The sequence below is a fragment of the Mesoplasma chauliocola genome (assembly GCF_002290085.1).
In the GTDB taxonomy this organism is placed as follows: domain Bacteria; phylum Bacillota_I; class Bacilli_A; order Mycoplasmatales; family Mycoplasmataceae; genus Mesoplasma; species Mesoplasma chauliocola.
Genome location: NZ_CP023173.1, coordinates 762,167 through 777,603 on the forward strand (window position 1 = coordinate 762,167; position 15,437 = coordinate 777,603).

Sequence of the window (15,437 nt, forward strand, 5' to 3'; positions counted from 1 at the left end):
TTTTAACTTCTTTTAGTATTTTCCCTGTGCTAAGCTTGCATTTCCTCCACCCTTTGGTGAAACGGGCAATTCTTTAAATATTTTGATAGCTGGGTAGCTTTCTTGCAATGATTCACTTACACCAACTACAACAAAATTTCCTTCAGTATTTTCTGAAGTTAAAATAATAATTAATTCATTAAATTTATTTTTAAATTCATCAACTAATGTTTTCATATCCTTAATGTTTAGTCCATCAACTCTTTCATTAATTTCCAATAAATTTTGGCTATTTAGTTTTGGTTCAAAATTCTTAAATTTTTCTAATTTTTTAGCTGTAATTATTTCATCAAATCTTTTGTCAAAAGATTTTTGACAATTTTTTAATTCATCTATAATTAGTTTTAATCTTATAATAGACTCTTTTGAAATAGATTCATTTTTTGCCTTTAGAAATAAACTCTCCAAATCTTCATCTTTTAATATTGTTTTGACAGATAGGTATTTATTTTCAATTTCACTAATTATTAAATTTAATTTGTTAAATTCTAAATTTAAATACTCAGTAATAGCTTTTTTAGAAGTTAAACATTTAATTCTATAAACTCCACTACCTTTTGACTCTAAACCTGTTATCATGAAATCTTCAATCTGAACTGTATTATCTACGTGAGTACCCCCACAAAGTTCACTTGAAAAATCACCAAATTTCACAACTCTAACAACCTCATCATATTTTTCTGTAAAAAATGCTAACGCTCCATATTTATTAACTGCATCTTGCATTGAACAGAAATGAACTTCACGTTCAATTTCTTCTTTAATTTTTTTATTAACTAAATCTTCAGCTTTATTTAATTCCTCACGACTAATTGAATTATTGTAGGTAAAGTCCATTCGTAATCCATGCTCATCATTGTAAGACCCAGATTGCATTACAGTTTCGCCTAATATTTCTCTTAAAGCAGAATGAATTAAGTGGGTTCCTGAATGATTCTTCATTGTATAAGTTCTTTTTTCTTTGTTTACTATTGCATCAATAGTGTCACCTATTTTTATTGAACCTTCTAATTGAATTTTGTGAATGTGCTGATGGTTTGGGCCTTGCTGAGTATCAATTACCTCAGCTCTTGTTTGGCTATTAGTTAAATAACCTGTATCCGCTGCTTGACCACCCTTTTCAGCATAAAATGGAGTTTTATCTAAAATTACATAAACCTCACTATCAACAGCTTGTGTTAATATTTCTTCATCAGTGAAAATGTAAACTATCTTTGCATCTTTATGTTCAGTCTCTTCTCAACCTGTAAATTCTGATTTAACATTAATTTTTGTAAAAATCTCATTTTGTTTATCTCAAGCTTTTAAATCTTTTCTAGCTCCACGAGCTTGTTGTTTTGCTTGTTCTAATAATAAATTAAATTCATCAATTTCAACTTTTACGTTTCTGTCTTCTGCAATTTCAATTGTCTGCTCAATTGGGTATCCGTATGATTCAAATAAAAGTAGAGCATTTTTACCTGTTACTTTTTGGTCTGTTTCAATCATCTTATTCAAAGCTTCATAACCCTTTGATAAAGTTTTTAGGAATTTTTCTTCTTCATTTAATATTGTTATTTCAATCAAGTTTTGTTTTTCCAATAAGTAAGGGTAAAATTCCTTCATAGATTCAATGACTTGAATTACAAGTTTATTTAAAAATGGGCCATTGATGCCTAATTCCATTCCCTTCATTAAAGCACGGCGAATTAAACGGCGAATTATGTAACCTCTGTCTTTATTCCCCGGAAATACCCCGTCAGCTATGGCAAAAGAAGTTGCTCTAACGTGATCTGCAATAACTTTAAAAGCTGTATTTACTTTTGTTTGATGTTTATTTTCATTAAAGTAATTTTCAATTGAATATTTAAACTTTGAACTGCATAATTTTTGAATTTCCTCAATAGTTGGTCAGAAAATATCTGTTTCAAAGTTTGTTGGTGTTTCTTGAAAAATTGACGCAATTCTTTCTAAACCAGCACCAGTATCTATATTTTTTCTTGGTAATTCAGAATAATTGTCAAAACCATCATTATTAAATTGTGAAAATACTATATTTCATATTTCGATGTATCTATCATTTTCAATATCATCTGATAATAATCTAGGGCCAATATTTTCCTTATCCCATTTTTCACCACGGTCAAAAAAGATTTCAGTATTAGGTCCACATGGTCCTTGACCAACATCTCAAAAGTTTGTATCTCTGCTTAATCTAAAAATATGATCCTCTTTAATTCCTATAACGTTAATTCAATGTTCGTAAGCTTCAACATCTTCATCAAAAACTGTAATATAAAGCTTTTCAACAGGAATATCAAATCATTCTTTACTTGTTAATAATTCTCAAGCAAAAGAAATTGCTTCTTTTTTAAAATAGTCACCTATTGAAAAATTACCTAACATTTCAAACATCGTATGGTGACGTGCAGTTACTCCTACATTTTCAATATCATTTGTTCTAATTGCTTTTTGTGAATTAGTAAGTCTTGGTGCGGGAGGAGTTTTTCTACCATCAAAATATGGTTTCAATGTTGCCACACCTGAATTGATTCATAATAATGATGGATCTTCAACAGGTATTAAGCTTACAGGTTCTAAAAAATAATGTTTTTTTTGTTTAAAAAAATCTAATCACATTTTTCTTATTTCATTTGTTGTTAATTTTTTCATTTAAATATCAGTCCTTTAATTCTAATTATAACCTTTAACAAAATTAAAGAGAAAAGATTTCTAACATATTTTTGATAAAATATATTTATGTGTTCTTATTCTGGAAAGGAAAGCAATAACTATGAAATTAAATGACAAAAATAAAAAAAGATTAATATTAATTGATTTGGATGGCACAACACTTAAAGATGACCACTTAACTATAAATCCAATTACAAAAAATGCTTTGCAAGATGCTATTAAGGAGGGACATACTGTTTGTATATGCACAGGTAGAGCTTTAAAGGATACTTTACATATATATAACGAACTTGAACTTGATAGTTTGCTTGTTACTTTAGATGGTGGTCACATTTCTGACCCTGTACATAAAAACTTTAAAAGAATTGTTTTACCAATTAGTGAAGAAATAATGAAAGAAATTTTAGTGCATAAAGTTTTGAAAAATAAAATTGAAAATGTTATTGTTGAATATTACCATTCAAATATGATTCAAAATGCATCTGACAATTTTTTTGTTGCTGACTCAAATGCTGAAGGACCTCTTGAAGGAAATATTTTAACTGATTGAAAAGGTCCATGCAGTAATATAATTGTTAAATTAAATACTAACTTAGATTTTTACAATGTTGTTAATACTTTAAATTCAGAATTTGGAAATTCTGTAATGGTTAAATCAAATTTAATTTATGGAATTGAAAATATAGGGGAAAAGCCTATTTTAATAATTACAAATAAATTTGTTAATAAAGGTTTTGCAGCAGAAATGGTTGCACAATACTACAATAAAGATATCAAAGATGTTATTGCATTTGGCGATCAAATGAATGATTATGAAATGATTAAAATTGTTGGGCATGGAGTTGCTCTTTCAAGTGGTAATCCAAAATTAAAAGAAATTGCTTGGGGTATAACTGAACTTTCAAATGAAGATGGTGGAGTTGGAGATACTCTTAAAAAACTTTTGAAGAAATAATAAAAAAATTGGGTTTTCCCAATTTTTTTACGCTTTTTAAATTTAAGGTTAAACTACTTAGGATAAGCTATTTTTAATTATCTTTATCGATCTTTCTTTTTTGATTTTAAGCATTAAAATTAATCCTGCCAAAACACCAACAATTCCACCAATAACGATTAAAATCATTGAATATTGATATGCCAATTGATAATTAAATACACCAGGTATTTCAGTTTCAACTTTATGCTTATTTAAGAAAAATGAGTTTAATTGTCAGAATCATGCATCAGGTGAGAAAGCAATTACAGAAACTAAACCAACAGCAGTAGCATAATGTTTTTGATCAATACCAATTTCATAAATTGTTGCTCATCTATTTGTAACTAGCCCTCAACAAATTGCGCCCAAACACAAGAAGAATGAATAAACTATAACTTGAATTAATATTTTTATTCCTTTTGATTGATTCTGAAAACCTCCTATTTTAAATCCTGGCAAAAATATTATTGTTGTCATAATAAATGAACATATAATGCATCCTATAACTAAAAATTTTATATATTTTCCTGATTTATCTGCAATCTTACCTGCAGGTGCTGAAAAGAATAATCTAAACAAGTAAGTCCTTAGAAGCCCACCAACAAATGTAACACTTGCACTTATTAATAACGCACTATTCATAAAAGGGATTAAAACACTTAATCCTTGTTGATACATATATACGCCCATTACTAAAAAAGCAACTAAATAAACTTTATAGTTTTTTAAAACTTTACCAACTTCTTTTAAATTAAAATCTTTACTAATAGTTTCATTTTTCTTTTCTTTAATAAAGAAAATAAGTAAGAAAACATCAAGAACTATTAGTGAACTAAATAGATAGCACATTATAGAGAAAGCCATAGTTGAACTATTTTGCTTATTTACAAAGAATGGAGTTAATATTGTGAATATAGCAAATCCTATTGCCACAAATATTGTTCCTATTAATCCATTTAGACTACCATGAATACCATTTAAAATTCCATTCTCTTCTGGTTTTCCTTGTTGAGATAATAATTTTCACAAAGGAGCTCAAAAAATAATTTTTGCAAATGCTCAAATAACATAAATTATTAGAACCTGTGTAAAGCGACTAGACTGTCCAATTGGGTTTAAAACTGCTACATTATTTTCAACGTCAAAAATAATTCCACCACCTGCTGTTAAACCAACACTACCATACCAAGTTCCTGTTATTCCAAAAGCTGCAAGACCAGCTATTGTTAACCATTTAAGACTTACTTTGTCAGCAATAACACTACCAAAAAAATAAATACAAAGTGAAACATAACCATAAACTGCTGAAGCTTGTGCTAATTGTGCAGGATTTATTCCTAAATTTAATGCTATAACTTCAGTATTTATAACATTTTTTAAGTATGAAGGAAAAATAAAAACTAAAACATCAGCTGTTGCTAATATAGATATTATTCATAGCCTTTTATTTTTTCAAAACTGTTTTTGTTTTACTTCCATTTCTTTCTTTTTCCTTTTTAGTTGCATATAATAGAATTGCTCCAGAAACCATAGCAATTAAGCCAAAAGCAAGAATTATAACAATGCTTATTTGGTTAGCTAATTTATTATCTGCATAGCCAGCTTCAGTTCCTAAATTTTTTAATAAAATTGAATCAATTTGTCAGAATCAAGCGTCTGCTGAAAATGCGATCAATGAAATAAAACCAACAGCCATTCCATAATCTTTTTGACTAATATTAATTACATAAATTGTTGCTCACCTGTTTGTTACTAACGCTCAACAAGTTATCCCTAAACCAAGGTACATTGTAACTACAGCTATTTGAACAACTGTTTTATAGCCTTTAGACATGTTAGTAAAACTATTTTGTCCAAACCCCGGAACAACTACGGCAATCAAACATAAAACTGATGCAACTGCTAAACCTATTATTATAAATAAAATGTATTTTTGACTTTTATCAGCCATTTTTCCAAACCAAGCTGAAAAGAAAAATCTAAATAAATATGTTCTCATAATCCCAAATACTACAACTAGAGCTGCTGTTATTAATAAAACATCTTGCATATAAGTTACAAAAATAGATAATCCACTTTGGTATAAATAAACACCTAGTATTAATATAGAAACTAACCATATTTTTCAATTACCTAAAATATTCTTAAAACTTTTCAATGAGAAATCACTTTCACCATCAGTTTTTAGGGTTTTGTCTTCTGGTACAAACATCCATATTAAAATACAGTTCAATATTATAAAACCTGTAAAAACAAAAACTAATGTTGAAAATGCTCAATTTCCTAATGTGTCTTTTCAAATAGTTCCAAATAAGAAAAAAACTAAATATGCAATTGCAATAATAATAGTTCCTGTTAATCCGTTTAAGCTACCATGAATACCGTTCAGTTTTCCATTTTCTTCTGGTTTTCCTTGTTCAGATAACAATTTTCATAACGCTGCTCAAAATATGAAACATGTTACAAAGCTTCATAATGCAAAAATAAGGTAAACTTGAATTACTTTTGCTGTCACAATAAATGGAATAAATCCATATCACAAACAGATTACTCCAATTGAGCCCAATCCAATTAATGTTAATTTTTTTAGACTAATTTTATCTGCTAATCATCCACCAATGAAATAGCTCGGTAATGAGACATAACCATATATTGAGTTTGCTTGTGAGAACTGTGATGGTAAAATACCCAATGAATCAGCTATAACAACTGATGACATAACATTTTTTAAATAAAAGGGCACAGCCATAACCAAAACATCAGCCATTGCTAAAATCGCAATAATGTAAAATGTTTTTTTACTAATACCCATTATAGTATTATTCTTTTTAAAGATAAAAATCACTTCATTTCTATGCAAATTTAATCATTAGATCTTTTTTATCACTAATGAAAGAATTTACTCTTTTTTCATACATGCTCCAAATTATTCTGGCATCTTTATCATTTTTAAAAGTTCAAACATTCATAGGTAAGTTTATTTTTTTAACTATTTCTTTTGAACCTTTACTTTTTAAATTTCCAACATATGGATGAAGATAATCAAATTTTTTAATTAACTTAAAATCTACTTTTTTAACATATTCTGTCAAATAACCTTTTTTAAACTTATTTTCATCTAAACTAGATATAAATTTTAAAGCTTCATACCCAAATGAAGAAACAACAATTTCTGCTTTTGTTTTTGATCTTAATTTTTCTAGTCCTTTTTTTATAATTTCAAATTCTTCTTTTGTATTTCTATCAGGTTTAATTTCCACATTTATAAAATCATATTTGCTTGAAATTTTTTCAACAAAATCATCAACAAATAAAGGTGGTAATTTTTCAGGATTTTTTTTAAAATATTTCATTTGTTTTATTTCGCTAAATGTCATACTTTTAACAGTTTTATCTAAATTTCCTATTCTTTTAAAATTGTGGTCATGAAAAATTATAATTTGTTTATCTTTTGTTAAGCGGATATCAAATTCAACTGCTTTACAAGTTTTCAATGCATCAGTAAAGTCAATCATTCGATTTTCTCTTCCTGGAGCTCTGAAACCTCTATGTGCTACTAAAAACATATTTGTTTCCTTTCAAAAAATTAATAAAAATTTGTATATAAAAATCTTTGCATTTACAAATTTAGAATACCACAATAATAATTAATTTCCAAATTTGTTTATTTACTTTGGAAATTATTTGATAGATAATATTTGTGTCCCCTTGGACATATGGAAGGAATATTGACATTTTATGAATTGATATACATTAATATTAACTGAGCTTTTAGGTACAGCAATACTTATTATTTTAGGTAATGGCATTGTTGCAAATGTTGTTCTTAAAGGCACAAAAGGTAATAATAGTGGATTAATGCCAATTACATTTGGTTGAGCTATGGCTGTTACTGTAGGAGCTTTAATTGCAAACGCATTAGGCGGAGTAGCTCACTTTAATCCTACTGTTACTGTTGCTTTAGCTATCGCTGATAAATCAGGAAAGTTAGGTTTTGGAAATTACACAGGAATAGCACCAATTGGTATGTTTGTCCTAGTTCTAATATTTCAATTTATTGGAGCTATTATTGGGCAGTTAATTGTTAATTTTGTTTATTACAAACATATTCAAAAAACTTTACAATCTGGTTCAATAGAAGATCAACTAAGTGTACTAGCAATGCATTCAACTGCTCCAACTGAAAGAAATTGAATATTTAATTTCGCAATGGAATTTGTTGGAACAGCAGTATTAATTTTAGCTATTTTATCATTTGGTAAATTTATTGGAGGTAATGGACTACCTTCATACTATGCACCTGTTTTAGTTGGTATGGTAATTTTAGCTATTGGTCTTTCTTTAGGTGGAACAACAGGTTATGCGATAAATCCATTTCGTGATTTAGCACCAAGGCTTGTTCATCAATTGATGCCATTTAAAAATAAAGGATCATCAGACTGAAAATATGCATGAATTCCAGTGGTTGCTCCATTAGCAGCGGGAATAATTGTTGGGGCTTTCTTTTTAATATAGTAAGATAGGTATAAAATATGAAAAAATATGATATTTGTATAATTGGAGCAGGTTTAATAGGTTCATCTATTGCACGTGAGCTTGCCAAGTACAATAAAAAAATTGTTGTTTTAGAATCCAATTTAAAAGTTGGTATGGAAACAACAACAGGAAACTCAGGATTGGTTCATGGTGGTTTTGATCCAACTCCTGGAAAACTTAATGCTAAGCTTAATGTTTTGGGCAAAAAAAGATATGAAGATTGAATAAAAGAAATGGAATTTCCTTATTTAAGGATTGATTCACTAATTGTTGGATTTGATGACTTAGATTTACAACATATAAATATGCTTTATCAAAGAGGTTTAACAAATGGTCTTGACCCAAAAGAAATGAAGATTTTAAATAAAGAACAAGTTTTAAAAAAAGAACCAAATATTTCTCAAGAAGTTAAAGCTGCTCTTCTTTGCAATTCATCAATTGCAGTTGATCCTGTTGCTTTAACTGAAACTCTTATGAAAAATGCTATTAAAAATGGAGTTGAACTAAAGTTAAATTCAAAAGTTATAAGCATTAAAAAGGATAAAAATATTTATCAAATAAAAACTGCAAATAATGATCTTATAAAATCAACAATTGTAATAAATGTCGCTGGACATTATGCTGATGTTATAAGTAAAATGGCAGGTCATGATGAATTTGATTTGGTTACAAAAAGAGGCGAATATAGAATCTTAGAAAAAACAGAATTTGGAATTGTTAACTCAGTTGTATTTATGGTTCCTACAATACATGGCAAAGGAGTTATTGTTGCTCCTACATTAGATGGGCATGTTCTTGTTGGTCCTACAAGTGAAGATTTTGTTCCAAAAAATGAAACAAGATTAATAACTAAAGAAAAATATGACTTGATTGGAGATATTGGAAAAAAAATAATTCCTTCAATCAATATGAATAAGACTTGTATGAGTATTTCTGGAAGTAGACCTATTGAACCTAAAACTGATGATTTTTGAATAAAGCCTTCAAAAAAAGATGAATTTTTTATAAATGTTGCTGGAATGAAATCTCCTGGGTTGTCTTCAGCACCTGCAATTGCAGATTTAGTTATTCATTTAGTGAAAAATAAAATGAAATTAGAAATTAATAATAAATGAGACCCAAATGAAAAGAATCCATTAATTTACAAAAATTAAAAAGGAGTTAAAAAATGGAAAAATATATTATTACTTTAGATGAAGGTACAACTAGTGCAAGGTCACTTATAACCAATTATAAAGGGGAAATTATTGCAGTTGATCAAATGGAATTTACTCAACATTTTCCAAAAGAAGGATGAGTTGAACACGATGCTATAGAAATTTGAAATACTCAAAGAACAACTTTAATTCAAGTTTTAAATAAATCAGGAATTAGTCCTTCACAAATAGAATCGATTGGTATTACAAATCAAAGAGAAACTGTTGTTGTATGGAATAGAGAATCAGGTCTACCAATTTATAATGCAATTGTGTGGCAAGACCAAAGAACAGCTGATTATTGTGAAAAATTTGGAAGAAAAGAATTAGATTTAATTAAAGATAGAACAGGACTTATAATAAACCCTTACTTCTCTGGAACAAAGGTTAAGTGAATTTTAGATAATGTTAAAGGGGCAAGGAAACTAGCAGAAGAAGGAAAGTTAATGTTTGGTACAATTAACACTTGATTAATTTACCGTTTAACTGGTGGGGAGGTTTTTGTAACAGACCACACAAATGCTCAAAGAACATTATTTTATAATATTGATACTAATGACTGAGATGATGAACTTTTAAGATTATTTGATGTTCCTAGAAATATGTTGCCAGAAATTAAAACTTGCTCTGAAGTTTATGGAAAGACTTTTAAAGGTCTACTTTCAAAAAATGATGACACTCAATTTAAAATTGCTTCATCAATTGGAGATCAACAATCGGCATTATTTGGACAACTTTGCCTTTCTCCTGGAGAAACCAAAGTTACATATGGTACAGGTTGCTTTATTCTAATGAATACAGGTGATGCAAAAGTTATATCTACTCATGGTCTTTTAACAACAATTGGTGTTTCAATTGGAGATAAGATAACATATGCGCTTGAAGGTTCTGTAATGGTTGCAGGAGCTGCAGTTCAATGGCTTAGAGATAATTTAAGAATTGTTTACAACGCAATTGAAACTGAATGATATGCAGCCCAAGTAAATGACGACAGAAGGGTTTATGTTGTTCCTTCATTTACAGGATTAGGTTCACCATATTGAGATTCATACTCTCGTGGAGCAATTTTTGGTCTTGATAGAGGTACAAAAAGAGAGCATTTAGTTAGGGCAACTTTAGAAGCCATTGCATATCAAGCGAATGATGTTGTTAGTGCAATGCAAAAAGATATTAAAAAGCCTTTGACAGAAATAAAAGTTGATGGTGGAGCTAGTCAAAATAAATTTATGATGCAATTTCAAGCTGACATAAGTAGAGCTAAAGTTATCAAACCAACTAATGTTGAAACAACAGCGATGGGAGCAGCATATCTTGCAGGTCTAGCTGTTGGATACTGAAAATCAATTGAAGAAATCAAGCAAAACTATGAAATTGATTTTGAATTAAACTCAACAATATCAAAACAACAGTCAGACAAACTAATTAGAGGGTGAAATAGTGCTGTTTCAAGAACATTTGGATGAATTAAAGAAATCGAATAAGCAAAAAAACTTAAGTTAATAAATGACTATATTTTTGCAGGTATACAAACGTTTTTTTATTGACAACAGGTCATTTCATTCGTGAAATGACCTGTTGTTTTCTTTAAATAAGCAGGTCGTTATTTAGATTTATCTCTAATTCTAGTGTGTTGTAACAATTTATATAGTTTTCTATAATTTACTTAATTTTAGTAAAATCTTTTTGTTGAAGTACTTCTGGTGTTTTTTATTTTAAACTATAAAAAGAGTATTTAACAAGCTGCATTATATAATGATAGTGTAGGATTTGATAGCGAGATAATTAAGTTATTTTTTTAGCAAATTTTTGTTCTAAAATTTATACATTTTGATATCTTTTGTTATAATTAATAACTTTAGTTTTAGTTCAATGGTGAGATTTCTTTTGGATTTTTTCAAGTAGCTTTGTATATTTTATTTTCATTTATTTTTGAAATGCTATGTAAAACAATAAAACGAGATGAAACATCTTTTAAAATAGATATCCTTTGTTACATGTGATATATGAAATTCTGTAAATTATAATTCATCTTATTTGAAATTATTTCAATTTCTATTAACTATATTTTTAAATTTACAATTTATAATTTTAAATTCTTTTGCTTTTTAGCAAACTTCATAATTTTATATTCGAGTATAAATTTAAAAGTTTCATATATCTTTAAGCCTTAGAGTAACTAGTATTAGTAAAACTATTTTAAAGCGCTATTTGAATTTTTGGATATCCATGCTTTGCAGTATTTTCCTCAGAAATACTTTGAACTTCATTTGCAAAAGTTTTGCCAAATTTAATTTTAAATTTTGGCATTGCTTTTTTAATTGATAAATAATATGTTCTCCTTGTTATTTTTTTATTTTCTCTCATCAACTTATCAAACTTTTTTCAAATATTGCGCTACATAATTGCCTGTTTAAGTTATTTTTTTAGCAAGCTATTTTTTATCTTTTAAATCAAGAAATCTAAAAGAAGGTTTAGGTTTTTAGCATTTAGTCTACAGTTTGACTTTCTAAATCTAAAAGAAAGTAAATTCCATAAACTAAATAACTTTTCAATTGCCAATAAGAAACTTCATATTTTTTTTAAAACTTTTAAAGGTTATTTTGATTTCTAAAATGCTCTTTCACTATATTTTCTTTTTCTTAAATTTTAGCAATTTTATTTATTTCACTTAATATTTGATATGAAAAAAATCTCATTGTATACATTTTAAATGATAATTTCTTTCTTTTATCATTTTGTATACTTAGAGAATTATATCCAATTTTATTAAAACAAGTCTTTTTATTTATTACTTACTTTTTTAGTAGTAGACTAAGACTATTTTTATAATTCTTTAGTTTTCATAAAATTTTGGAATCAGTAAAATGATTTCTTTTTAAATCTATTACCTGTTCCATTGTGATAATCATCATAATCAACATAAATAATTCCATAACGTTTTGACATTTCATTAGTTGAAGCAGACACTACATCAATAGGAGTTCACATTGTGTAACCAAACACATCAACACCATCCTTGATTGCTTCACTAATTTGTTCAAAGTGTTTACTCAAATATTCAATTCGATAATCGTCTTCAACAGTATTTTTAGAATTCAGATTTTCTAATACACCTATACCATTTTCTGAAATAAATAAGGGTTTCTGATATCTATCTCACATTTGGTTTAAAGAGACTCTTAAACCAATAGGATCAATTTGTCATCCTCATTCTGTTGCTTCTAGGAATGGATTTTTTCCACCAGTTGAAACATTACCTGATGCCTTGTCATTTCCTTGAACAGCAACAGTAGCAGACATGTAATAGCTAAATGAAATAAAATCAACAGTATTGTTTTTTAAAAATTTTTCATCATTATTTTCCATTTTGATATTTATGTTATTTTCAGCAAAATATCTTTTAATGTAAGTAGGGTATTCACCTTTAGCAACTACATCATAAAAAAATCAACGAGACAATTGTTGTGATTTTAAGTTTGCCATTTCATTTATAGGGTTACAGTCTAGTGAGTAAGTTGTTATGTTTGCAACCATACACCCAAATTTAGTTTCTGGCTTACACATCTTTTTACCTAATTCAATAACTTTTGCTTGTGCAATAAATTGATGGTGTAGTCCTTGATAAGCTGCTTGATCTCTTTCATTTTTACTTTTAAAATCTGATTCAAAAACTCCTAGACCAACTTCTGTACTTCAAATTGCAACATTAATTTCATTAAAAGGTAATCAAAAATCTACAACATTATCAAACTCTTTAAATAAAGTTTCAGCATACTTAACAAATAGATCTATCACTATTCTATTTGTTCAGCCACCGTATTTTTTTGTAATTTCATAAGGTGTATCAAAGTGGTGCATAGTTACCATTACTTTAATTCCTGCTTTTTTGCATTCTTCAAAAACATTTCTATAAAAATCTATACCTGATTGATTTGGTTTTTCATCATCACCATATGGAAATATTCTTGATCACGCAATTGACATTCTATAAATGCCCATTCCTGCTTCTTTAAATAATACAATATCTTCTTTATATCTGTGATAAAAATCTATTCCAAATCTTTTTGGGTAATGTAAATTTTCCTTGTTTTCAATAGCTTTTAAGTAATCGTCTTTTGTATTCCCCCCAAAATGAATAGCAGTTCTATCCTTAATTGGAGTAAAAGGTTTCATTTCTAGCATTGTTAAGGTTTTGCCACCTTCATTATATGCTCCTTCTACTTGAGATGCTGCGGTTGCGCCACCTCATAAAAAATCGTCTTTAATAAATTTCATATTTTCACTTCCTTTTATACTCTGATTCTCTCAAAATGCAATTTGCTTTAATAGAAGCGAATTAAAAAATGAAACAACTTTGAAAAATAAAAAGTTATTTTCAAGTTATTTCATTTTAACTCAATATATCAAATAACATTTTCATAATAGAGAAAATCATTAAAATTATTAGTAACCATTTTATATATCTTTCATTTTTTATTATTTTTTTAGCAAAAAAACTAATAAACATTGCTATACCTACTGCAAATGATAATGGAAGGATATATTTCATGGCAAATTCACTATCTTTAAATTTTTCATAATTTGTTGCTATTGAAAAAGTGCTGGAAACCATTATTAGTGAATGAGAAATTGGTGCAGCTTCTTTCATTGATAATGAAAAAATTAATATTAATGCAGGCATTAATATGGGCCCACCCCCCATGCCAGTTAAGGATGTAATTATTCCGCCAATAAAAGAAATCATACCTAAAAAAATTCAATTAATTCTTTTATCATTAAAATTATTAATTCTTATTTTAAATTTTGAACGGTTATTTTTATTACACTCAAAACTTTTTTTATTTTTTAAAAATAAATCTTGACTGATTAAAACTATACAAACAATAGACAAAAATATAACAATAATAATTTGTGAAACTATTTGATCCATTTTTGAATTAATAAAATTTCCCAAAAATATTGCAGGAAGAGAAAAACAACAACCAACTAAAATAACTAATGGATTAACACTTTTTCTTGCTAATTCTATTAAAACATTTATTAGAGCTCCAATTAGAACTAACCAAGTTGATAAAAACTTTATATTTTCGTTTGATTGATCTTTTAAAACTAACATGAATAGAGGAATAAATAAAACCCCTCCACCAACTCCTGATAAAGAACCTAATATTGAAATTGTTGCAACAGCAAAGAATAAAAGAAAAATCATTCTTTAATCCTTTACACATCTAAAACTTATATTGCTAGATGTTGATAGTGGTTTTGTACCATTTCTTGAGCCAAACTCGTATCTTTTGCAATAAGTATCATGGCATAAAAATGATCCACCTTTAAGTGCTTTTGAAATAGAATAATTATTCATATTTCTTTCTCAAATAGTTTTACTAGGTTGATTAAATTCTTCAATTTCTAATCATCTTTCATTAGCACATCACTCTCAAACATTTCCTTGCATTTGAAACATATTATTATTAGCTGATTTAATTGCTTTAACTTCTCATGGGCCTACATTTTTATTGCTTTTTTCAGGAAAAACTCCTTCAAAAATATTAAAGCCAATATTAGGAAATTCTGATTTTAAAAAAGCATAATCTCATTCAGCCTCTGTTGGCAATCTTTTATTTGCTCATTTACAATAATTGACAGCATCTTCGTAGGAAACATGAACAACAGGCAAATTTTCAATTTCATGTAACTGATTATTTCTTCCAAGAGGTGTTCTCCAATTTGCTCCTTTTACTTTTACTCATCAAAACATCTTTTCATGCCTTTCATTTTTAGAAATTTCAGCTTCTGTTAACTGTAAATGAAATACAAATGAAAAACCATTTTTTTCAGCTGTTGTAATATATCCAGTTTCTTTGATAAATAATGAAAATTCTTTATTTGTAACTGATGTTTCATCAATTAAAAACGAATTGACTTTAACTTTTTTTAAAGGGAATTCTAGATCGGTTGGAAAACCATTTTTCTTTGGATTGCCCATTGTAAAATAACCTGATTCAAACTTAACCATT

General features: G+C 27.8%; 11 protein-coding genes. 4 read left to right on the forward strand and 7 right to left on the reverse strand.

The window, feature by feature from the left end; genetic code table 4:
* Positions 1-12: 12 nt before the first annotated feature.
* Positions 13-2,691, reverse strand: a complete 2,679-nt coding sequence (alaS, locus tag CK556_RS03435; RefSeq protein ID WP_027875550.1) for an alanine--tRNA ligase — start codon at positions 2,689-2,691, stop codon at positions 13-15.
* A 121-nt stretch (positions 2,692-2,812) separates the two neighbouring features.
* On the opposite strand from alaS, the gene CK556_RS03440 reads away from it, so the two are divergent.
* Positions 2,813-3,667, forward strand: a complete 855-nt coding sequence (locus CK556_RS03440) for a Cof-type HAD-IIB family hydrolase (RefSeq protein ID WP_027875549.1) — start codon at positions 2,813-2,815, stop codon at positions 3,665-3,667.
* A 57-nt stretch (positions 3,668-3,724) separates the two neighbouring features.
* On the opposite strand, the gene CK556_RS03445 is transcribed toward CK556_RS03440, so the two are convergent.
* From CK556_RS03445 to CK556_RS03455, 3 genes are read right to left on the reverse strand one after another with little or no spacing between them, the layout of a single operon-like run.
* Positions 3,725-5,167 (reverse strand): MFS transporter, encoded by a 1,443-nt coding sequence (locus tag CK556_RS03445; protein ID WP_206072620.1) that lies wholly within the window; start codon positions 5,165-5,167, stop codon positions 3,725-3,727.
* Positions 5,133-6,500 carry an MFS transporter gene (locus tag CK556_RS03450; RefSeq protein WP_240504648.1) on the reverse strand — a complete coding sequence of 456 codons (1,368 nt, stop codon included), beginning with the start codon at positions 6,498-6,500 and terminating at the stop codon, positions 5,133-5,135. The genes CK556_RS03445 and CK556_RS03450 overlap by 35 nt, the downstream gene beginning before the upstream one ends.
* A 40-nt stretch (positions 6,501-6,540) precedes the next feature.
* Positions 6,541-7,254, reverse strand: a complete 714-nt coding sequence (locus CK556_RS03455) for a glycerophosphodiester phosphodiesterase (RefSeq protein ID WP_027875547.1) — start codon at positions 7,252-7,254, stop codon at positions 6,541-6,543.
* Between the two features lie 172 nt (positions 7,255-7,426).
* On the opposite strand from CK556_RS03455, the gene CK556_RS03460 reads away from it, so the two are divergent.
* Genes CK556_RS03460 through glpK form a run of 3 tightly spaced genes read left to right on the forward strand, consistent with a single transcriptional unit; the run spans position 7,427 to position 10,901 of the window.
* Positions 7,427-8,203, forward strand: a complete 777-nt coding sequence (locus CK556_RS03460; RefSeq protein ID WP_027875546.1) for an MIP/aquaporin family protein — start codon at positions 7,427-7,429, stop codon at positions 8,201-8,203.
* 17 nt (positions 8,204-8,220) lie between these two features.
* A complete protein-coding gene (gene glpO, locus CK556_RS03465; protein WP_027875545.1) occupies positions 8,221-9,378 on the forward strand; it encodes a type 2 glycerol-3-phosphate oxidase in 1,158 nt (385 codons plus the stop codon).
* A 14-nt stretch (positions 9,379-9,392) separates the two neighbouring features.
* The gene (gene glpK, locus CK556_RS03470) at positions 9,393-10,901 is read left to right on the forward strand and encodes a glycerol kinase GlpK (protein ID WP_027875544.1); all 1,509 of its coding nucleotides are present in this window, start codon (positions 9,393-9,395) and stop codon (positions 10,899-10,901) included.
* Between the two features lie 1,342 nt (positions 10,902-12,243).
* Here glpK and CK556_RS03475 read toward each other — a convergent pair.
* The 3 genes from CK556_RS03475 to CK556_RS03485 form a co-directional block, all read right to left on the reverse strand.
* Positions 12,244-13,695 (reverse strand): glycoside hydrolase family 1 protein, encoded by a 1,452-nt coding sequence (locus CK556_RS03475; protein WP_027875543.1) that lies wholly within the window; start codon positions 13,693-13,695, stop codon positions 12,244-12,246.
* Between the two features lie 115 nt (positions 13,696-13,810).
* Positions 13,811-14,629: a sulfite exporter TauE/SafE family protein gene (locus CK556_RS03480; protein WP_027875542.1), complete on the reverse strand. Its 819-nt coding sequence runs from the start codon at positions 14,627-14,629 to the stop codon at positions 13,811-13,813.
* A 3-nt stretch (positions 14,630-14,632) separates the two neighbouring features.
* Complete coding sequence (locus CK556_RS03485; RefSeq protein WP_027875541.1) at positions 14,633-15,436, reverse strand: SUMF1/EgtB/PvdO family nonheme iron enzyme; 804 nt, start codon at positions 15,434-15,436, stop codon at positions 14,633-14,635.
* Position 15,437: the final 1 nt, after the last annotated feature.